At 70.4% G+C, this 19,310-nt stretch carries 18 protein-coding genes and 2 tRNA genes; 10 read left to right on the top strand and 10 right to left on the bottom strand.

What is annotated here, in order from left to right; translation table 11 throughout:
• The first annotated feature begins 181 nt into the window (after nt 1-181).
• On the top strand, nt 182-1,171 hold the full coding sequence (locus tag G5C62_RS17210) for an aldo/keto reductase (RefSeq protein WP_164701972.1): 990 nt from the start codon (nt 182-184) through the stop codon (nt 1,169-1,171).
• 364 nt (nt 1,172-1,535) lie between these two features.
• On the opposite strand, the gene gndA (G5C62_RS17205) is transcribed toward G5C62_RS17210, so the two are convergent.
• The 4 genes from gndA (G5C62_RS17205) to G5C62_RS17190 all read right to left on the bottom strand — a co-directional run bounded on the left by gndA (G5C62_RS17205) (nt 1,536) and on the right by G5C62_RS17190 (nt 6,069).
• Nucleotides 1,536-3,017, bottom strand: a complete 1,482-nt coding sequence (gene gndA / locus G5C62_RS17205; protein ID WP_164701974.1) for an NADP-dependent phosphogluconate dehydrogenase — start codon at nt 3,015-3,017, stop codon at nt 1,536-1,538.
• Between the two features lie 326 nt (nt 3,018-3,343).
• The gene (locus G5C62_RS17200) at nt 3,344-3,727 is read right to left on the bottom strand and encodes a nuclear transport factor 2 family protein (RefSeq protein ID WP_052091103.1); all 384 of its coding nucleotides are present in this window, start codon (nt 3,725-3,727) and stop codon (nt 3,344-3,346) included.
• A 6-nt stretch (nt 3,728-3,733) separates the two neighbouring features.
• Nucleotides 3,734-4,624, bottom strand: a complete 891-nt coding sequence (locus tag G5C62_RS17195) for an aldo/keto reductase (RefSeq protein WP_036335531.1) — start codon at nt 4,622-4,624, stop codon at nt 3,734-3,736.
• Nucleotides 4,621-6,069, bottom strand: coding sequence for an MFS transporter (locus G5C62_RS17190; RefSeq protein ID WP_036335533.1), 1,449 nt, complete (start codon nt 6,067-6,069; stop codon nt 4,621-4,623). The genes G5C62_RS17195 and G5C62_RS17190 overlap by 4 nt, the downstream gene beginning before the upstream one ends.
• 100 nt (nt 6,070-6,169) lie before the next feature.
• Between G5C62_RS17190 and G5C62_RS17185 the strand changes: the two genes are divergently transcribed.
• A complete protein-coding gene (locus G5C62_RS17185) occupies nt 6,170-7,063 on the top strand; it encodes a helix-turn-helix transcriptional regulator (RefSeq protein ID WP_164701976.1) in 894 nt (297 codons plus the stop codon).
• Between the two features lie 385 nt (nt 7,064-7,448).
• Here G5C62_RS17185 and G5C62_RS17180 read toward each other — a convergent pair whose 3' ends face one another.
• Entirely contained in the window at nt 7,449-7,907 is a 459-nt protein-coding gene (locus G5C62_RS17180; protein ID WP_164701978.1) for a hypothetical protein, read from the bottom strand.
• 197 nt (nt 7,908-8,104) lie between these two features.
• Between G5C62_RS17180 and G5C62_RS17175 the strand changes: the two genes are divergently transcribed.
• The gene (locus G5C62_RS17175; protein ID WP_164701979.1) at nt 8,105-8,839 is read left to right on the top strand and encodes a site-specific integrase; all 735 of its coding nucleotides are present in this window, start codon (nt 8,105-8,107) and stop codon (nt 8,837-8,839) included.
• A gap of 16 nt (nt 8,840-8,855) precedes the next feature.
• On the opposite strand, the gene G5C62_RS17170 is transcribed toward G5C62_RS17175, so the two are convergent.
• Nucleotides 8,856-8,929: transfer RNA gene (locus G5C62_RS17170), tRNA-Pro, on the bottom strand.
• Nucleotides 8,930-9,004: 75 nt separating this feature from the next.
• Nucleotides 9,005-9,520 carry a hypothetical protein gene (locus tag G5C62_RS17165; RefSeq protein WP_241175958.1) on the bottom strand — a complete coding sequence of 172 codons (516 nt, stop codon included), beginning with the start codon at nt 9,518-9,520 and terminating at the stop codon, nt 9,005-9,007.
• Between the two features lie 18 nt (nt 9,521-9,538).
• Here G5C62_RS17165 and G5C62_RS17160 point away from each other — a divergent pair, with 18 nt between their 5' ends.
• Nucleotides 9,539-10,306: a GTP-binding protein gene (locus G5C62_RS17160; protein ID WP_241175957.1), complete on the top strand. Its 768-nt coding sequence runs from the start codon at nt 9,539-9,541 to the stop codon at nt 10,304-10,306.
• Between the two features lie 75 nt (nt 10,307-10,381).
• A tRNA-Pro gene (locus G5C62_RS17155) sits at nt 10,382-10,455 on the top strand.
• A gap of 16 nt (nt 10,456-10,471) precedes the next feature.
• Here the strand turns inward: G5C62_RS17155 and G5C62_RS17150 are convergent.
• Nucleotides 10,472-11,206 (bottom strand): site-specific integrase, encoded by a 735-nt coding sequence (locus tag G5C62_RS17150; RefSeq protein ID WP_164701979.1) that lies wholly within the window; start codon nt 11,204-11,206, stop codon nt 10,472-10,474.
• A gap of 197 nt (nt 11,207-11,403) precedes the next feature.
• On the opposite strand from G5C62_RS17150, the gene G5C62_RS17145 reads away from it, so the two are divergent.
• Nucleotides 11,404-11,862: a hypothetical protein gene (locus G5C62_RS17145; protein WP_164701978.1), complete on the top strand. Its 459-nt coding sequence runs from the start codon at nt 11,404-11,406 to the stop codon at nt 11,860-11,862.
• A gap of 385 nt (nt 11,863-12,247) precedes the next feature.
• Here the strand turns inward: G5C62_RS17145 and G5C62_RS17140 are convergent, their stop codons facing one another.
• Nucleotides 12,248-13,141 (bottom strand): helix-turn-helix transcriptional regulator, encoded by an 894-nt coding sequence (locus tag G5C62_RS17140; protein ID WP_164701976.1) that lies wholly within the window; start codon nt 13,139-13,141, stop codon nt 12,248-12,250.
• A gap of 100 nt (nt 13,142-13,241) precedes the next feature.
• Between G5C62_RS17140 and G5C62_RS17135 the strand changes: the two genes are divergently transcribed.
• From G5C62_RS17135 to gndA (G5C62_RS17120), 4 genes are all read left to right on the top strand, one after another.
• Nucleotides 13,242-14,690 carry an MFS transporter gene (locus G5C62_RS17135; protein ID WP_036335533.1) on the top strand — a complete coding sequence of 483 codons (1,449 nt, stop codon included), beginning with the start codon at nt 13,242-13,244 and terminating at the stop codon, nt 14,688-14,690.
• Nucleotides 14,687-15,577, top strand: coding sequence for an aldo/keto reductase (locus G5C62_RS17130; protein WP_036335531.1), 891 nt, complete (start codon nt 14,687-14,689; stop codon nt 15,575-15,577). Before G5C62_RS17135 ends, G5C62_RS17130 begins: the two co-directional genes overlap by 4 nt.
• Nucleotides 15,578-15,583: 6 nt before the next feature.
• Nucleotides 15,584-15,967: a nuclear transport factor 2 family protein gene (locus G5C62_RS17125; protein WP_052091103.1), complete on the top strand. Its 384-nt coding sequence runs from the start codon at nt 15,584-15,586 to the stop codon at nt 15,965-15,967.
• A 326-nt stretch (nt 15,968-16,293) separates the two neighbouring features.
• A complete protein-coding gene (gndA, locus tag G5C62_RS17120; protein ID WP_164701974.1) occupies nt 16,294-17,775 on the top strand; it encodes an NADP-dependent phosphogluconate dehydrogenase in 1,482 nt (493 codons plus the stop codon).
• A gap of 364 nt (nt 17,776-18,139) precedes the next feature.
• Here gndA (G5C62_RS17120) and G5C62_RS17115 read toward each other — a convergent pair whose 3' ends face one another.
• Nucleotides 18,140-19,129, bottom strand: a complete 990-nt coding sequence (locus tag G5C62_RS17115) for an aldo/keto reductase (protein WP_164701972.1) — start codon at nt 19,127-19,129, stop codon at nt 18,140-18,142.
• Between the last annotated feature and the right edge of the window lie 181 nt (nt 19,130-19,310).

Below are 19,310 nucleotides of genomic sequence, written 5' to 3'. Positions count from 1 at the left end.
CCATGACCACTCGCCCGCCGCTCCGCAACTGCTGTGGCGTGGTGTGTCACTGCCTGGACGGACACGTCCTGCCACGCGGCGACCATCAGGGGTTCCCTGGTCCTCGGGTCCGGACCGGCTGCACCGCTCGTCGTGGTGGGTCGGCTCCCTGCCCACCCACCACCACGAGCGGAGATGCGAGATGAAGACACGCCAACTCGGCACGGACCTGCAGGTCTCGACGATCGGCCTGGGCTGCATGGGCCTGAGCTTCGGTCTGGGCCCGGCCACGGACCGGTCCGAGGCCATCGGGGTCATCCGGTCGGCCGCCGACCGCGGCGTCACCCTCTTCGACACCGCGGAGGGCTATGGGCCCTTCGTCAACGAAGAGCTGGTCGGCGAGGCACTCGAGCCGGTCCGCGACGAGGTGCTGATCTGCACGAAGTTCGGCTTCAAGATCGACGAGAACGGTGAGACGGTCGGGCTGGACAGCCGTCCCCAGCACATCCGGGACGTCGTCGAGGCGTCGCTCAGGCGGCTGCGCACCGACCACATCGACCTGCTCTACCAGCACCGCGTCGACCCGGCCGTCCCGATGGAGGACGTGGCCGGTGCGGTCAAGGACCTGATCGCCGAGGGCAAAGTGACGCACTTCGGCCTGTCCGAGGCCAGTGCGCGGAACATCCGCAGGGCGCACGCGGTGCAGCCGGTGACCGCGATCCAGGACCACTACTCGCTGTGGATGCGCGAGCCGGAGAACACGAAGTTCGCCGTGTGCGAGGAACTGGGCATCGGCCTGGTCGCCTGGGGTCCCCTCGGTCAGGGCTTCCTGACCGGCGCGATCACCCGCGGGATGACCTTCGACGACCCGAACGACCTGCGGCGGGACTTCCCGCGCTTCACCCCTGAGGCGCTGGAGGCCAACTTCGCGGTGGTCGACTTCCTGAAGGAGTTCGGCGCCCGTAAGGGAGCCACCCCTGCCCAGCTGGCCCTCGCCTGGCTGCTCGCCCAGAAGCCGTGGATCGTCCCCATCCCGGGCGGCACGAAGGTCGAGCACCTCGACGACAACCTCGCCGCTGCCGACATCGAGCTGACCGGTGCGGACCTGGCCGAGATCGACCGCGCCTTCGCCACCATCGACATCACCGGCGCGCCGCTGTCGGAGGGACTCGACGCGGCCGTGGACCGCTAGCCCTGACGGCGTCGTCCCAGCGGAGCCCGCCCAACGGGTCTCGGGCGGGCTCCGCTGCGACCTCTCCCCGCCAGCGAGGCGGCGCGGGGCAGGTCCTGCCAGTACCTCACCGATGCCCTCGCCCGACCCAAGGTCGGCACATGGGCAACAGCTGGATGCTCGTCGCGACTACTCGGGTCGCCGGTTACCGGCACATGGACGCTGTGGACGTGGCCGTGGACGTCGGCGCGCGCAGCGGACCGGATCAGGACGTCCTGCCCCTGCCCGCTGCGAGCAGACCGGGGACCTCGTCGGTCGGCGCACCTCGGGCCGACGAGGTCCCCGGGCCGGACGGCTGCCGGCGTTCGCCCAGCAGCCGCCGGGCTCAGTGGGTGGAGGGCTCGGTCGCGATCTCCGTGCGGTCACCGGACCAGAGGGTGTGGAAGGTGCCCCCGGCGTCGGTCCGGCGGTAGGTGTGCGCGCCGAAGAAGTCCCGCTGGCCCTGGATCAGCGCGGCTGGCAGCCGCTCGGAGGACAGCGAGTCGAAGTACGCCAGCGCGGAGGCGAAGCCGGGCACCGGGACGCCGGACAGCGCGGCGGCCGACACGATCCGCCGCCACGCCTGCTCGCCACTGGCGACCGCGTCGGCGAAGTACTCGTCCGCGAGCAGCGTCGCCAGTTCCGGGTCCCGCTGGTAGGCCTCGACGATCCGGTTGAGGAACCGGGCCCGGATGATGCAGCCACCGCGCCAGATCCTCGCGACCGCGCCCAGGTCGATGTCCCAGCCGTACTCGCGGGCGCCGGCGATGATCGTGTCGAAGCCCTGCGCGTAGGCGACCACCTTGGAGGCGTAGAGAGCGGCGCGGACGTCGTCCTCGAACCCGTCGTAGGTGGGCTGCACCTGCGGGCGCCCAGTGATCGCCTGCTGGACGGCAGCCCGCTGCGCGGGCTTGCTGGAGACCGCGCGGGCGAAGACCGCCTCGCCGATGCCGGAGACGGGTACGCCGAGCCCGACCGCGTTCTGCACGGTCCACACCCCGGTGCCCTTCGAACCGGCCTGGTCGACGATCACGTCCACCAGGGGCTGCCCGGTGCGGGCGTCGGTCTGCCGGAGCACCTCGGCGGTGATCTCGATCAGGTAGGACTCCAGGTCGCCGTCGTTCCAGGTGGCGAACACGTCGGCGATCGCTGCGACGTCGTGGCCGCCGATGCGGCGCAGCAGGTCGTAGGACTCCGCGATCAGCTGCATGTCGGCGTACTCGATGCCGTTGTGCACCATCTTCACGAAGTGACCGGCGCCGTCGGTGCCCACGTGGGTGACGCACGGCTCCCCCTCGGCGACCGCGGCGATCGAGGCGAGGATCGGCCCCAGCGTCCGGTAGGCCTCCGCCGAGCCGCCGGGCATGATCGAGGGCCCGTTGAGCGCGCCCTCTTCACCGCCGGAGATGCCCGCACCCACGAAGTCCAGGCCCTTCGCGCGCAGCTCCCGCTCCCGGCGGATGGTGTCGGCGAAGTTGGCGTTGCCGCCGTCGACGATGATGTCGCCCGGCTCGAAGCGCTCGGCCAGCTGCGCGATCACAGCGTCCGTCCCGCGGCCGGCCTGCACCATGATGATCGCGGTCCGCGGCCGGGCCAGGGACGCGACGAAGTCGTCGACCGTCTCCGAGGCCACGAAACCGGCCTCCGGGTGCTCGGCGACCAGCGCCCGGGTCCGCTCCGGGGACCGGTTGTACACAGCGACGGTGTTGCCCTCCCGGCTGGCCAGGTTGCGCGCCAGGTTGGAACCCATCACCGCCATGCCCACCACACCGATGTTCGCCCGGGCGGTGGCGTGCTGGACCGCAGCCCCTTGGATGGTCCCGTCCATGTCGTCCTGCCTCTCGAAGTGGTGGCGCCGACCTCCGGCCGGCAGTTCACGGTGACGAGCACGAAGAGCAGTGCCTGCTTCATGACCCCGGCGCGCCTGTTCGGTCGAACGATTCGACGGCGGTGAGCCGGAGCTTTTCGACGTCCGGCCCGGCTCTGCACTCGCCGCGCCACAGGGTCACCGACCGCGCCTTCGTGCGTGACCTGGATCACCACCTGGCGCTCACGTCCAGCAGCGTGGAGCAGGCGCTCGTCCCCTCGTCGCGGCTGAGCAGTCAGCACTCGGAGGACCCACGGCGCCCATCGTTCGGGACGCCGATCAGCCCGTCATCGCCAGGTGGAGGCCACCGCTCCGGTAGCGAGCCAGGCATCGCCGGCACGGGTGAAGCTGATCCGCAGCCGGAGTGGCCAGGTGCCGTTGGCCCCCCAGATCGTCGCCCGGGTGTGGGTGCGGGCGGTGAGCGTCGGAGACCCCCCGGAGACATCGACCGACACGTCGACGTCCAGCATGTCGTGGTAGCTCATGGCCCCCGACCGCACGTCGGCCAGCCACTCGTCCCTGGCCTGCCGGTAGCCGGTCATGTGCACGAGGGTGAAGTCCTCGGTGAGCAGAGCGCCGAGCGCGTCGGCGTCCCCGGCGACCATCGCCCGGCACTGCGCCTCGTAGTTGGCGCGGACGGCGGCCGCAGTGCCGGGCTGGTCAGCGGGCATGACGGCTCAGGCTTCCGGGATGTCGACGCCGAACTTCGCACGGGTGATCTCGGCCGGGTCGGGACCGCCGCGCACGCCGGTGTCCAGGGCGTCGATGGCAGCCAGCTGGTCGTCGGTGAGCTCGAAGTCGAAGACGTCGATGTTCTCGGCGATCCGGGACGGCGTGACCGACTTGGGGATCACCTGCCGGCCCTGCTGCAGGTGCCAGCGCAGCATGACCTGCGCAGGGGTCTTGCCGACCGCCGAGGCGATGTCCGTGATCGTGGAGTCCTGCAGGGTGCTCTTCCGGTCCCCACCGAAGCCGGGATAGAAGGTGATGCCGCCGATCGGCGACCAGGCCTGCGACAGGATCCCGTGCTCGGCATTCGCCGCCAGCAGCTCGGACTGCCGGAAGTACGGGTGCACCTCGATCTGGTTGACCGCCGGGATCACCGAGGTCTCGGCCAGCAGCCGGGTGAGGTGGTCGGGCATGAAGTTGCTGACGCCGATCGCCCGGACGTCGCCGTCGGCCAGGGCCTTCTCCAGGGCCCGGTAGGCGGCCACCGTGAGGTCGAACTCGTCGGGCAGCGGCTGGTGGAGGATCAGCAGGTCGATCTGGTCGATGCCCAGCTTGCCGGCGCTCTTGTCGACGGCGTGCCGCGCCTGGTCGTAGCCGTAGTCGGTGATCCACACCTTGGTCTCGACGAACACGTCCGAACGGTCGACGTCCGAGCGGCGGAGTCCCTCGCCGACCTCGCGCTCGTTGCCGTAGGCAGCGGCGGTGTCGATGTGCCGGTAGCCGGTCGTGAGGGCGGTCTGCACGGCGGCAACGGTCTCCTCGGTCGGGGTCTGGAAGACACCGAGCCCGACAGCCGGGATCTGGACGCCGTTGTTCAGGGTGAACGAAGAGCTGCTCATGACGATGATGCTGCACCCGCTTCGGGGCGAGTGGCAGTACCTGTGGGACCGGGTACTGGCAGTGCCCCCTTCGTGCGGCCACCCGGCACCAGGACGACCAGCACGACGACGAGGGCGACGCCCAGCAGGGCGCTGCCGGCCGTCAGGGCGGCGCCCACCTGCTGCGCCACGGCCGCCGGGCCGGTCAGCGCAGTGCCGGCGCGGACGGCGACCGCGGACAGCACCGCCAGCCCGAGTGCCATGCCCAGCTGGTGGGCGGTGTTGACGAGGCCGGAGGCGGCACCTGCGTCCTGCGGCGGCACGCCGGCGATGCCGGAGCTGGTGAGCGGCGCGAACGCCAGCCCCTGGCCCGCCCCGACCAGCACCATGGGCAGCGCCACCGAGGTCAGGTAGACCTCGCTGATGCCGGCCCGGCTGAGCCACACCATGCCGACCAGCGTCAGCAGCACGCCGCCGGCGAGCAGGAGGGCGTCGGGCACTCGGGTGCGCAGCCGCGGGATCGCCAGCGCGACGATGAAGTTCACCAGCGACATGGGCAGGAAACCCAGGCCCGCCTCGAGAGGGGTGAAGCCGAGCGCGTCCTGCAGGTACTGGGTGGTGAAGAAGAAGAAGCCGATCATTGCGCCCAGGTACAGCAGCCGGGCGGCGTAGGCGCCGCTGCGTTCACGGCTGCGGAACAACCTCAGCGGCATGATCGGTTGCGCGACCCGGGACTCCGTGACCACCAGCGCCGCCAGCAGGACCACCCCGACGACGAGCGGGACGACCACCCGCGCCGAACCCCAGCCGGTCTCCCCGGACTCGATGATGCCGAAGACGAGGCCGCCCATACCGAGCGTTGCGCACAAGGCGCCGACGACATCGATACGGCCGCTCTGCCTGGGCGTCTCGATGAGCACGGCCCGCGCGGCGATGATCATGGCTATCGCGATCGGCACGTTGACGAGGAACGCGGCCCGCCAGGAGATCAGGTCGGTCAGCGCGCCGCCCACGAGCAGCCCCAGACTGGCGCCGATGCCGGCGGTGGCGGCGTACCAGGCGACGGCGCGACTCCGTGCCTCTCCCTCGAAGTAGGCGGTGATCAGTGCCAGCGAGGTCGGCGCGACGATCGCGGCGCCCACGCCCTGCAGCGCACGGGCGGCGATCATCCACCAGCCCGCGGGAGCCAGCCCGATCAGCAGCGAGGCCGTGCCGAAGACCCCCAGACCGATGACGAACAGACGACGCCGGCCGACGATGTCTCCGGCCCGGGCGCCGAGCAGCAGGAGTCCGCCGAACACCAGCGTGTAGGCGTCCTGGACCCACGACAGACCGGTGGGTGAGAGATCGAGGCCTTCCCGGATGCTCGGCAGCCCGGTGAAGATGACCGAGTTGTCCAGCAGGATCATGAAGTAGCTGATCAAAATGATCGCCAAGATCGCCGCTGGCTTGCTGTTCCGGGGCACGGTGCCAGGGCACGACGGCGCGGCCCGGCGTGGGAGTCACGGTCGTTCCGGGTACTGACAGAGCCTCCCTCGGCTCGCCCAGGCTGCCTACCGTGTACTCGTGAGTAAGACCGACGTGAACGCCGAGATCCGCGAGTTCCTCAGCACCCGACGTGCGCGGATCACCCCTGAACAGGCGGGACTGCCGGCCTACGGAGGCAACCGTCGGGTCAAGGGTCTGCGCCGCGAGGAGGTCGCGATGCTCGCCGGCGTCTCGGTCGACTACTACGTCCGGATGGAACGCGGCAGCCTCGCCGGCGCGTCGGAGAGCGTGCTCAACGCCGTGGCGGACGCCCTCCGCCTCGACGAGGCAGAACGGGCCCACCTCTACGCCCTCGCCCGGGAGAGCGGCTCCCACGGTCCGCAGCGGAAGCGCAGCGCTCCGACCGCCGTCCGGCCGGGGATCCAGCAACTGCTCGATGCGATGACCGACGCCGCGGCGTGGGTGCGCAACGGCCGGCACGACATCGTGGCCATGAACCAGCTCGCCCGCGCGCTCTACTCCCCCGTGCTGGCCAACCCCCGCCGTCCGGCGAACACGACCCGGTTCGTCTACCTGGACCCGGCGGCTCCGGAGTTCTTCGTCGACTACGACCGGATCGCCAACGACGCCGCCGCGATGCTCCGTCTGGAGGCCGGCCGCAACCCGCACGACAAGGCACTCATCGAGCTCGTCGGCGAGCTGTCCACCCGCTCCGAGCTGTTCCGCCGCCGGTGGGCATCTCACGATGTGCAGTTCCACCGCAGCGGCCAGAAGCGACTGCGCCACCCCGTCGTCGGCCAGCTCGACCTGGACTTCGAGGGCATGGAGCTTGCCTCGTCCCCCGGGCTGCACCTCAACATCTACACCGCCGCGCCCGGCACACCGACCGCCGATGGCCTCCAGCTGCTGGCGTCGTGGGCAGCCTCGCTGGAGAACCTGGCGACCGAAACCGCCGCGACTCCCGGGGCCTGACAGTCTCGCTACGAGCCAATGGTGAACACCGGCCAGCAAGTCGCGGCGGCCAGCGGTCGTAAGCGTCCGTGCGCACCGGAACCCTGCGGCGACTCCGACGCGCAGCTGTACCGGCTGCTGTAACCGGCTGCACTCACGGCTTCCTCGCAGCCAGGCTTAGGGAGCTCTTACGTACCCTCTTGGATCAGGTCCCTGGCCGATCTCGCCCCCTGCGTTCGAGATTGCTGCGAGCCGCCCGTTCACGCCCGGCGAGCAGTTCGGACTGCGGTGGTCGGGCTTTCGATGTCGCGGGACGCCAGAACGCCACCTACTTTGGCACGTCCGCTTCCGGGGCCGACGTCACGACGCCTGAGGACGACGACCGCCCCGTTGGGATCAGCCGCCGTCAGGAGCGCGCTGACCCGCCGTTCGTGGGTCGGGTGGGATGCCAGCCGCCGCGACCATGTGAGGGTGGTACTCGGGCCACCGCCCAGTGTGCGGAGCGCGGTGGCCAGTTCGGGCCGATACCGTGATCAGCAGCGAACCGGTCGGCCGCGAACTCGGCACGCCGGCAGACCGTGGCGTCGGCCAACGGACAGATCACCGCGAAGAGCGCGAGAGCCCCCAGCACTCCCCCGACCATCCATTGGCCCTGCTGCACGACGCGCACCACGGCCACGGTGATCCCGGAGATGACCACGGTCCGCAGCGCGCGCTGGGACGGGTGCCCGGACAGGAGACCCGCCAGGCCGGTCAACACTCTTGCGGTCATGCGCCACGGCGCGGCAAGCCACACGGCGACAAGCATCGGCTGGGTCGCTCGGGTGGCGTGATGGCCGAGTTCGTGGACCAGCAAGGCCACCATCTGGGCCTCGGCAGCTCCCTTGAGCGCCGCACCCTGGACAAGGTCCGGCCATCCCGCGTCGAAGGCTGGGTCGTCGAGATCCGGCGCAAAGGTCTGGCCGAGTCGACCATCCGCACGGCGTACACGGTGCTGCGGGCAATCCTGGACACCGCGGTCCGGGACGGTGCGATCGGCGTCAATCCCTCGGCGGCGATCAGATGGCCCAAGGTGACGAGCAGGGAAGCCGCACACCTGACACCGGCTCAGGTCACCGAACTGCTCGATGCGGCTCGAAGCTCCCGGTACGCGCGATCGCGCCCCTGTTCGAAGTTCAAGTCCACACCCGGCTGCGCCGTGGCGAAACGCTCGCGCTTCGATGGGTTGACGTCGACCTCAACCGAGAGACGCTGTGCGTGCGGGGAACCCTGGCCCGCATCGACGGCGCACTGGCCGTCACCGAGCCCAAGACCAGCAAGTCCAACCGGTTCGTGCCAATCTCCGCACCCGCCGAACACCTCCTGCGGAACGTGCAGCGCGCGCAGGCCGCGGAGCGGCTGCACACAGGTTCGGCATGGCGGGAGACCGGCCGCGTGTTCACCACCGAGACCGGAGAGCCCTGCGACCCACGCAACGCCCTGCGGGCGTTCAAGGTCGCTGCCGCACGAGCCGGTCTGACCGACGCAGGCCTCCACACCCTGCGCCACTCAGCCGCCAGCGTGATGCTCACCCACGGGGTGCCCCTCAAAGTGGTCTCCGAAATCCTCGGCCACTCCTCGATCGCCATCACCGGCGACGTTGACGGACACGTCTCCCCCGACGTCTCGCGGGATGCCGTCACCACCCTGGGCACCGTCCTGACCAACTCAGGGTCGGCTAATGGTGGTCAAGATGGTGGTCAAACCCGACCGGACAACAGAAGAGGCCGATCCCGGTCTCCCGGAATCGGCCCCTGACCTGCACCTTCTTCTGTCGGGCTGACAGGATTTGAACCTGCGACCCCTTGACCCCCAGTCAAGTGCGCTACCAAGCTGCGCTACAGCCCGAGCCCAGGGTGCCTCACAACCCCGAACGCTGCCCGAGAAGGTCACCCAACCCGGTCCGCTGCCCCGTGCGGCGCGTCAGCCCTTGCGCTCGCGCGCCTTGGTCTCGCGCACCTTGACCGAGACGTCGATCGGGGTGCCGTGGAAACCGAACTGCTCGCGCAGCTTGCGCTCCAGGAACCGCCGGTACCCGGCCTCCAGGAAGCCGGTGGAGAAGACCACGAACCGGGGCGGCCGGACGTCGGCCTGCGTCGCGTACTTGATCTTCGGGGCACGGCCACCACGAGCTGGCGGCGGCGTCTCCTGCACCAGCGCCCGGATGGACGTGTTGAGCTCCGCGGTGGGCACCCGTGTCACCCAGCCGGCCAGCGCCGTCTTCAGGTGGTCGGCCAGCTTGTTGACCCCCCGCCCGGTCACCGCCGAGATGTTCACCCGACTGGCCCACTGGATCCGGGCGAGGTCGCGGTCGATCTCCCGCTCCAGCTGGGCGTGCCGGTCCTCGTCCAGGGTGTCCCACTTGTTGAAGGCGATGACCAGCGCCCGGCCGGCCTCGATCACCTGGGTGATCACCCGCTGGTCCTGCTCGCTGATCACCTCGTCGGCCGGCCGAACGTGGGCAAGTCCAGCCTGATCAACCGGCTGTCCAAGGAGGAGCGCTCGGTCGTCGACTCGGTGGCCGGCACCACGGTCGACCCGGTCGACTCCCTGGTGACCCTCGGCGGTGAGCAGTGGCGGTTCGTGGACACGGCGGGGTTGCGCCGCAAGGTCAACACCGCCAGCGGCACCGAGTACTACGCCAGCCTGCGCACCGAGGCGGCGATCGAGGCCGCCGAGGTCGCGGTCGTGCTGCTGGCCGCCGACGAGGTGATCAGCGAGCAGGACCAGCGGGTGATCACCCAGGTGATCGAGGCCGGCCGGGCGCTGGTCATCGCCTTCAACAAGTGGGACACCCTGGACGAGGACCGGCACGCCCAGCTGGAGCGGGAGATCGACCGCGACCTCGCCCGGATCCAGTGGGCCAGTCGGGTGAACATCTCGGCGGTGACCGGGCGGGGGGTCAACAAGCTGGCCGACCACCTGAAGACGGCGCTGGCCGGCTGGGAGACCCGGGTGCCCACCGCGGAGCTCAACACGTTCATCCGGGCGCTGGTGCAGGAGACGCCGCCGCCAGCTCGTGGTGGCCGTGCCCCGAAGATCAAGTACGTGACGCAGGCCGACGTCCGGCCGCCCCGGTTCGTGGTCTTCTCCACCGGCTTCCTGGAGGCCGGGTACCGGCGGTTCCTGGAGCGCAAGCTGCGCGAGCAGTTCGGTTTCCACGGCACCCCGATCGACGTCTCGGTCAAGGTGCGCGAGACCAAGGCGCGCGAGCGCAAGGGCTGACCCGCCCCACGGGGCAGCGAACCGGGTGCGGTAACCTTCTCGGGCAGCGTTCGGGGTTGTGAGGCACCCGGGGCTCGGGCTGTAGCGCAGCTTGGTAGCGCACTTGACTGGGGGTCAAGGGGTCGCAGGTTCAAATCCTGTCAGCCCGACAGAAGAAGGTGCAGGTCAGGGGCCGATTCCGGGAGACCGGGATCGGCCTCTTCTGTTGTCCGGTCGGGTTTGACCACCATCTTGACCACCATTAGCCGACCCTGAGTTGGTCAGGACGGTGCCCAGGGTGGTGACGGCATCCCGCGAGACGTCGGGGGAGACGTGTCCGTCAACGTCGCCGGTGATGGCGATCGAGGAGTGGCCGAGGATTTCGGAGACCACTTTGAGGGGCACCCCGTGGGTGAGCATCACGCTGGCGGCTGAGTGGCGCAGGGTGTGGAGGCCTGCGTCGGTCAGACCGGCTCGTGCGGCAGCGACCTTGAACGCCCGCAGGGCGTTGCGTGGGTCGCAGGGCTCTCCGGTCTCGGTGGTGAACACGCGGCCGGTCTCCCGCCATGCCGAACCTGTGTGCAGCCGCTCCGCGGCCTGCGCGCGCTGCACGTTCCGCAGGAGGTGTTCGGCGGGTGCGGAGATTGGCACGAACCGGTTGGACTTGCTGGTCTTGGGCTCGGTGACGGCCAGTGCGCCGTCGATGCGGGCCAGGGTTCCCCGCACGCACAGCGTCTCTCGGTTGAGGTCGACGTCAACCCATCGAAGCGCGAGCGTTTCGCCACGGCGCAGCCGGGTGTGGACTTGAACTTCGAACAGGGGCGCGATCGCGCGTACCGGGAGCTTCGAGCCGCATCGAGCAGTTCGGTGACCTGAGCCGGTGTCAGGTGTGCGGCTTCCCTGCTCGTCACCTTGGGCCATCTGATCGCCGCCGAGGGATTGACGCCGATCGCACCGTCCCGGACCGCGGTGTCCAGGATTGCCCGCAGCACCGTGTACGCCGTGCGGATGGTCGACTCGGCCAGACCTTTGCGCCGGATCTCGACGACCCAGCCTTCGACGCGGGATGGCCGGACCTTGTCCAGGGTGCGGCGCTCAAGGGAGCTGCCGAGGCCCAGATGGTGGCCTTGCTGGTCCACGAACTCGGCCATCACGCCACCCGAGCGACCCAGCCGATGCTTGTCGCCGTGTGGCTTGCCGCGCCGTGGCGCATGACCGCAAGAGTGTTGACCGGCCTGGCGGGTCTCCTGTCCGGGCACCCGTCCCAGCGCGCGCTGCGGACCGTGGTCATCTCCGGGATCACCGTGGCCGTGGTGCGCGTCGTGCAGCAGGGCCAATGGATGGTCGGGGGAGTGCTGGGGGCTCTCGCGCTCTTCGCGGTGATCTGTCCGTTGGCCGACGCCACGGTCTGCCGGCGTGCCGAGTTCGCGGCCGACCGGTTCGCTGCTGATCACGGTATCGGCCCGAACTGGCCACCGCGCTCCGCACACTGGGCGGTGGCCCGAGTACCACCCTCACATGGTCGCGGCGGCTGGCATCCCACCCGACCCACGAACGGCGGGTCAGCGCGCTCCTGACGGCGGCTGATCCCAACGGGGCGGTCGTCGTCCTCAGGCGTCGTGACGTCGGCCCCGGAAGCGGACGTGCCAAAGTAGGTGGCGTTCTGGCGTCCCGCGACATCGAAAGCCCGACCACCGCAGTCCGAACTGCTCGCCGGGCGTGAACGGGCGGCTCGCAGCAATCTCGAACGCAGGGGGCGAGATCGGCCAGGGACCTGATCCAAGAGGGTACGTAAGAGCTCCCTAAGCCTGGCTGCGAGGAAGCCGTGAGTGCAGCCGGTTACAGCAGCCGGTACAGCTGCGCGTCGGAGTCGCCGCAGGGTTCCGGTGCGCACGGACGCTTACGACCGCTGGCCGCCGCGACTTGCTGGCCGGTGTTCACCATTGGCTCGTAGCGAGACTGTCAGGCCCCGGGAGTCGCGGCGGTTTCGGTCGCCAGGTTCTCCAGCGAGGCTGCCCACGACGCCAGCAGCTGGAGGCCATCGGCGGTCGGTGTGCCGGGCGCGGCGGTGTAGATGTTGAGGTGCAGCCCGGGGGACGAGGCAAGCTCCATGCCCTCGAAGTCCAGGTCGAGCTGGCCGACGACGGGGTGGCGCAGTCGCTTCTGGCCGCTGCGGTGGAACTGCACATCGTGAGATGCCCACCGGCGGCGGAACAGCTCGGAGCGGGTGGACAGCTCGCCGACGAGCTCGATGAGTGCCTTGTCGTGCGGGTTGCGGCCGGCCTCCAGACGGAGCATCGCGGCGGCGTCGTTGGCGATCCGGTCGTAGTCGACGAAGAACTCCGGAGCCGCCGGGTCCAGGTAGACGAACCGGGTCGTGTTCGCCGGACGGCGGGGGTTGGCCAGCACGGGGGAGTAGAGCGCGCGGGCGAGCTGGTTCATGGCCACGATGTCGTGCCGGCCGTTGCGCACCCACGCCGCGGCGTCGGTCATCGCATCGAGCAGTTGCTGGATCCCCGGCCGGACGGCGGTCGGAGCGCTGCGCTTCCGCTGCGGACCGTGGGAGCCGCTCTCCCGGGCGAGGGCGTAGAGGTGGGCCCGTTCTGCCTCGTCGAGGCGGAGGGCGTCCGCCACGGCGTTGAGCACGCTCTCCGACGCGCCGGCGAGGCTGCCGCGTTCCATCCGGACGTAGTAGTCGACCGAGACGCCGGCGAGCATCGCGACCTCCTCGCGGCGCAGACCCTTGACCCGACGGTTGCCTCCGTAGGCCGGCAGTCCCGCCTGTTCAGGGGTGATCCGCGCACGTCGGGTGCTGAGGAACTCGCGGATCTCGGCGTTCACGTCGGTCTTACTCACGAGTACACGGTAGGCAGCCTGGGCGAGCCGAGGGAGGCTCTGTCAGTACCCGGAACGACCGTGACTCCCACGCCGGGCCGCGCCGTCGTGCCCTGGCACCGTGCCCCGGAACAGCAAGCCAGCGGCGATCTTGGCGATCATTTTGATCAGCTACTTCATGATCCTGCTGGACAACTCGGTCATCTTCACCGGGCTGCCGAGCATCCGGGAAGGCCTCGATCTCTCACCCACCGGTCTGTCGTGGGTCCAGGACGCCTACACGCTGGTGTTCGGCGGACTCCTGCTGCTCGGCGCCCGGGCCGGAGACATCGTCGGCCGGCGTCGTCTGTTCGTCATCGGTCTGGGGGTCTTCGGCACGGCCTCGCTGCTGATCGGGCTGGCTCCCGCGGGCTGGTGGATGATCGCCGCCCGTGCGCTGCAGGGCGTGGGCGCCGCGATCGTCGCGCCGACCTCGCTGGCACTGATCACCGCCTACTTCGAGGGAGAGGCACGGAGTCGCGCCGTCGCCTGGTACGCCGCCACCGCCGGCATCGGCGCCAGTCTGGGGCTGCTCGTGGGCGGCGCGCTGACCGACCTGATCTCCTGGCGGGCCGCGTTCCTCGTCAACGTGCCGATCGCGATAGCCATGATCATCGCCGCGCGGGCCGTGCTCATCGAGACGCCCAGGCAGAGCGGCCGTATCGATGTCGTCGGCGCCTTGTGCGCAACGCTCGGTATGGGCGGCCTCGTCTTCGGCATCATCGAGTCCGGGGAGACCGGCTGGGGTTCGGCGCGGGTGGTCGTCCCGCTCGTCGTCGGGGTGGTCCTGCTGGCGGCGCTGGTGGTCACGGAGTCCCGGGTCGCGCAACCGATCATGCCGCTGAGGTTGTTCCGCAGCCGTGAACGCAGCGGCGCCTACGCCGCCCGGCTGCTGTACCTGGGCGCAATGATCGGCTTCTTCTTCTTCACCACCCAGTACCTGCAGGACGCGCTCGGCTTCACCCCTCTCGAGGCGGGCCTGGGTTTCCTGCCCATGTCGCTGGTGAACTTCATCGTCGCGCTGGCGATCCCGCGGCTGCGCACCCGAGTGCCCGACGCCCTCCTGCTCGCCGGCGGCGTGCTGCTGACGCTGGTCGGCATGGTGTGGCTCAGCCGGGCCGGCATCAGCGAGGTCTACCTGACCTCGGTGGCGCTGCCCATGGTGCTGGTCGGGGCGGGCCAGGGGCTGGCGTTCGCGCCGCTCACCAGCTCCGGCATCGCCGGCGTGCCGCCGCAGGACGCAGGTGCCGCCTCCGGCCTCGTCAACACCGCCCACCAGCTGGGCATGGCACTCGGGCTGGCGGTGCTGTCCGCGGTCGCCGTCCGCGCCGGCACTGCGCTGACCGGCCCGGCGGCCGTGGCGCAGCAGGTGGGCGCCGCCCTGACGGCCGGCAGCGCCCTGCTGGGCGTCGCCCTCGTCGTCGTGCTGGTCGTCCTGGTGCCGGGTGGCCGCACGAAGGGGGCACTGCCAGTACCCGGTCCCACAGGTACTGCCACTCGCCCCGAAGCGGGTGCAGCATCATCGTCATGAGCAGCTCTTCGTTCACCCTGAACAACGGCGTCCAGATCCCGGCTGTCGGGCTCGGTGTCTTCCAGACCCCGACCGAGGAGACCGTTGCCGCCGTGCAGACCGCCCTCACGACCGGCTACCGGCACATCGACACCGCCGCTGCCTACGGCAACGAGCGCGAGGTCGGCGAGGGACTCCGCCGCTCGGACGTCGACCGTTCGGACGTGTTCGTCGAGACCAAGGTGTGGATCACCGACTACGGCTACGACCAGGCGCGGCACGCCGTCGACAAGAGCGCCGGCAAGCTGGGCATCGACCAGATCGACCTGCTGATCCTCCACCAGCCGCTGCCCGACGAGTTCGACCTCACGGTGGCCGCCTACCGGGCCCTGGAGAAGGCCCTGGCCGACGGCGACGTCCGGGCGATCGGCGTCAGCAACTTCATGCCCGACCACCTCACCCGGCTGCTGGCCGAGACCTCGGTGATCCCGGCGGTCAACCAGATCGAGGTGCACCCGTACTTCCGGCAGTCCGAGCTGCTGGCGGCGAATGCCGAGCACGGGATCCTGTCGCAGGCCTGGTCGCCGATCGGCGGCATCACCTTCTATCCCGGCTTCGGTGGGGACCGGAAGAGCACCCTGCAGGACTCCACGATCACGGACATCGCCTCGGCGGTCGGCAAGACCCCTGCGCAGGTCATGCTGCGCTGGCACCTGCAGCAGGGCCGGCAGGTGATCCCCAAGTCGGTCACGCCGTCCCGGATCGCCGAGAACATCGACGTCTTCGACTTCGAGCTCACCGACGACCAGCTGGCTGCCATCGACGCCCTGGACACCGGCGTGCGCGGCGGTCCCGACCCGGCCGAGATCACCCGTGCGAAGTTCGGCGTCGACATCCCGGAAGCCTGAGCCGTCATGCCCGCTGACCAGCCCGGCACTGCGGCCGCCGTCCGCGCCAACTACGAGGCGCAGTGCCGGGCGATGGTCGCCGGGGACGCCGACGCGCTCGGCGCTCTGCTCACCGAGGACTTCACCCTCGTGCACATGACCGGCTACCGGCAGGCCAGGGACGAGTGGCTGGCCGACGTGCGGTCGGGGGCCATGAGCTACCACGACATGCTGGACGTCGACGTGTCGGTCGATGTCTCCGGGGGGTCTCCGACGCTCACCGCCCGCACCCACACCCGGGCGACGATCTGGGGGGCCAACGGCACCTGGCCACTCCGGCTGCGGATCAGCTTCACCCGTGCCGGCGATGCCTGGCTCGCTACCGGAGCGGTGGCCTCCACCTGGCGATGACGGGCTGATCGGCGTCCCGAACGATGGGCGCCGTGGGTCCTCCGAGTGCTGACTGCTCAGCCGCGACGAGGGGACGAGCGCCTGCTCCACGCTGCTGGACGTGAGCGCCAGGTGGTGATCCAGGTCACGCACGAAGGCGCGGTCGGTGACCCTGTGGCGCGGCGAGTGCAGAGCCGGGCCGGACGTCGAAAAGCTCCGGCTCACCGCCGTCGAATCGTTCGACCGAACAGGCGCGCCGGGGTCATGAAGCAGGCACTGCTCTTCGTGCTCGTCACCGTGAACTGCCGGCCGGAGGTCGGCGCCACCACTTCGAGAGGCAGGACGACATGGACGGGACCATCCAAGGGGCTGCGGTCCAGCACGCCACCGCCCGGGCGAACATCGGTGTGGTGGGCATGGCGGTGATGGGTTCCAACCTGGCGCGCAACCTGGCCAGCCGGGAGGGCAACACCGTCGCTGTGTACAACCGGTCCCCGGAGCGGACCCGGGCGCTGGTCGCCGAGCACCCGGAGGCCGGTTTCGTGGCCTCGGAGACGGTCGACGACTTCGTCGCGTCCCTGGCCCGGCCGCGGACCGCGATCATCATGGTGCAGGCCGGCCGCGGGACGGACGCTGTGATCGCGCAGCTGGCCGAGCGCTTCGAGCCGGGCGACATCATCGTCGACGGCGGCAACGCCAACTTCGCCGACACCATCCGCCGGGAGCGGGAGCTGCGCGCGAAGGGCCTGGACTTCGTGGGTGCGGGCATCTCCGGCGGTGAAGAGGGCGCGCTCAACGGGCCCTCGATCATGCCCGGCGGCTCGGCGGAGGCCTACCGGACGCTGGGGCCGATCCTCGCCTCGATCGCCGCGGTCGCCGAGGGGGAGCCGTGCGTCACCCACGTGGGCACCGACGGCGCCGGTCACTTCGTGAAGATGGTGCACAACGGCATCGAGTACGCCGACATGCAGCTGATCGCGGAGTCCTACGACCTGCTGCGCCGCATCGGCGGCCACGACGTCGCAGCGATCGCCGACGTGTTCGCCACCTGGAACGACGGCGACCTGGAGTCCTACCTGATCGAGATCACCGCCGAGGTGCTCCGGCAGACCGACGCCCGCACCGGGCAGCCCCTGGTGGACGTGATCGTCGACCAGGCCGGTTCGAAGGGCACCGGGGTGTGGACCGTGCAGAACGCGGTCGGGCTCGGCGTACCCGTCTCCGGCATCGGCGAGGCGGTCTTCGCCCGCGCGGTCTCCAGCAAGCCCGCGCAGCGGGCTGCCGTCCAGCAGGCGATCACTGGGCGCCCGCAGGTGCAGCCCACCTACGACGGGTTCGAGGACGACGTCCGCGCCGCTCTCTACGCCTCCAAGGTGGTCGCCTACGCGCAGGGCTTCGACACGATCATCGCCGGCGCCCGCGAGTACGGCTGGGACATCGACCTGGGCGCGGTCGCGAGGATCTGGCGCGGTGGCTGCATCATCCGGGCCCGGTTCCTCAACCGGATCGTCGAGGCCTACCAGCGGGACCCGGAACTGGCGACGCTGCTCGCGGACGAGTACTTCGCCGACGCGGTCGCCAGTGGCGAGCAGGCGTGGCGGCGGATCGTGTCGGCCGCCGCGCTGTCCGGCGTCCCGGTGCCCGGCTTCGCCTCCGCGCTGGCGTACTTCGACTCGCTGTCCTCCGAGCGGCTGCCAGCCGCGCTGATCCAGGGCCAGCGGGACTTCTTCGGCGCGCACACCTACCGCCGGACCGACGCCGGGGGCACCTTCCACACCCTCTGGTCCGGTGACCGCACGGAGATCGCGACCGAGCCCTCCACCCACTGAGCCCGGCGGCTGCTGGGCGAACGCCGGCAGCCGTCCGGCCCGGGGACCTCGTCGGCCCGAGGTGCGCCGACCGACGAGGTCCCCGGTCTGCTCGCAGCGGGCAGGGGCAGGACGTCCTGATCCGGTCCGCTGCGCGCGCCGACGTCCACGGCCACGTCCACAGCGTCCATGTGCCGGTAACCGGCGACCCGAGTAGTCGCGACGAGCATCCAGCTGTTGCCCATGTGCCGACCTTGGGTCGGGCGAGGGCATCGGTGAGGTACTGGCAGGACCTGCCCCGCGCCGCCTCGCTGGCGGGGAGAGGTCGCAGCGGAGCCCGCCCGAGACCCGTTGGGCGGGCTCCGCTGGGACGACGCCGTCAGGGCTAGCGGTCCACGGCCGCGTCGAGTCCCTCCGACAGCGGCGCGCCGGTGATGTCGATGGTGGCGAAGGCGCGGTCGATCTCGGCCAGGTCCGCACCGGTCAGCTCGATGTCGGCAGCGGCGAGGTTGTCGTCGAGGTGCTCGACCTTCGTGCCGCCCGGGATGGGGACGATCCACGGCTTCTGGGCGAGCAGCCAGGCGAGGGCCAGCTGGGCAGGGGTGGCTCCCTTACGGGCGCCGAACTCCTTCAGGAAGTCGACCACCGCGAAGTTGGCCTCCAGCGCCTCAGGGGTGAAGCGCGGGAAGTCCCGCCGCAGGTCGTTCGGGTCGTCGAAGGTCATCCCGCGGGTGATCGCGCCGGTCAGGAAGCCCTGACCGAGGGGACCCCAGGCGACCAGGCCGATGCCCAGTTCCTCGCACACGGCGAACTTCGTGTTCTCCGGCTCGCGCATCCACAGCGAGTAGTGGTCCTGGATCGCGGTCACCGGCTGCACCGCGTGCGCCCTGCGGATGTTCCGCGCACTGGCCTCGGACAGGCCGAAGTGCGTCACTTTGCCCTCGGCGATCAGGTCCTTGACCGCACCGGCCACGTCCTCCATCGGGACGGCCGGGTCGACGCGGTGCTGGTAGAGCAGGTCGATGTGGTCGGTGCGCAGCCGCCTGAGCGACGCCTCGACGACGTCCCGGATGTGCTGGGGACGGCTGTCCAGCCCGACCGTCTCACCGTTCTCGTCGATCTTGAAGCCGAACTTCGTGCAGATCAGCACCTCGTCGCGGACCGGCTCGAGTGCCTCGCCGACCAGCTCTTCGTTGACGAAGGGCCCATAGCCCTCCGCGGTGTCGAAGAGGGTGACGCCGCGGTCGGCGGCCGACCGGATGACCCCGATGGCCTCGGACCGGTCCGTGGCCGGGCCCAGACCGAAGCTCAGGCCCATGCAGCCCAGGCCGATCGTCGAGACCTGCAGGTCCGTGCCGAGTTGGCGTGTCTTCATCTCGCATCTCCGCTCGTGGTGGTGGGTGGGCAGGGAGCCGACCCACCACGACGAGCGGTGCAGCCGGTCCGGACCCGAGGACCAGGGAACCCCTGATGGTCGCCGCGTGGCAGGACGTGTCCGTCCAGGCAGTGACACACCACGCCACAGCAGTTGCGGAGCGGCGGGCGAGTGGTCATGG

Source organism: Modestobacter sp. KNN46-3 (genome assembly GCF_011039295.1).
Note: the sequence above shows the minus strand (reverse complement) of the source record. Positions and strands in the feature narration are given on the sequence as shown.

Bases quoted from the DNA above. Each gene is read 5' to 3' on its own strand.
- G5C62_RS17210 (WP_164701972.1), top strand. From the start codon at position 182: ATGAAGACACGCCAACTCGGCACGGACCTGCAGGTCTCGACGATCGGC.
- gndA (WP_164701974.1), bottom strand. From the start codon at position 3,017: ATGGACGGGACCATCCAAGGGGCTGCGGTCCAGCACGCCACCGCCCGG.
- G5C62_RS17200 (WP_052091103.1), bottom strand. From the start codon at position 3,727: ATGCCCGCTGACCAGCCCGGCACTGCGGCCGCCGTCCGCGCCAACTAC.
- G5C62_RS17195 (WP_036335531.1), bottom strand. From the start codon at position 4,624: ATGAGCAGCTCTTCGTTCACCCTGAACAACGGCGTCCAGATCCCGGCT.
- G5C62_RS17180 (WP_164701978.1), bottom strand. From the start codon at position 7,907: ATGGTGGCCTTGCTGGTCCACGAACTCGGCCATCACGCCACCCGAGCG.
- G5C62_RS17175 (WP_164701979.1), top strand. From the start codon at position 8,105: ATGGCCCAAGGTGACGAGCAGGGAAGCCGCACACCTGACACCGGCTCA.
- G5C62_RS17150 (WP_164701979.1), bottom strand. From the start codon at position 11,206: ATGGCCCAAGGTGACGAGCAGGGAAGCCGCACACCTGACACCGGCTCA.
- G5C62_RS17145 (WP_164701978.1), top strand. From the start codon at position 11,404: ATGGTGGCCTTGCTGGTCCACGAACTCGGCCATCACGCCACCCGAGCG.
- G5C62_RS17130 (WP_036335531.1), top strand. From the start codon at position 14,687: ATGAGCAGCTCTTCGTTCACCCTGAACAACGGCGTCCAGATCCCGGCT.
- G5C62_RS17125 (WP_052091103.1), top strand. From the start codon at position 15,584: ATGCCCGCTGACCAGCCCGGCACTGCGGCCGCCGTCCGCGCCAACTAC.
- gndA (WP_164701974.1), top strand. From the start codon at position 16,294: ATGGACGGGACCATCCAAGGGGCTGCGGTCCAGCACGCCACCGCCCGG.
- G5C62_RS17115 (WP_164701972.1), bottom strand. From the start codon at position 19,129: ATGAAGACACGCCAACTCGGCACGGACCTGCAGGTCTCGACGATCGGC.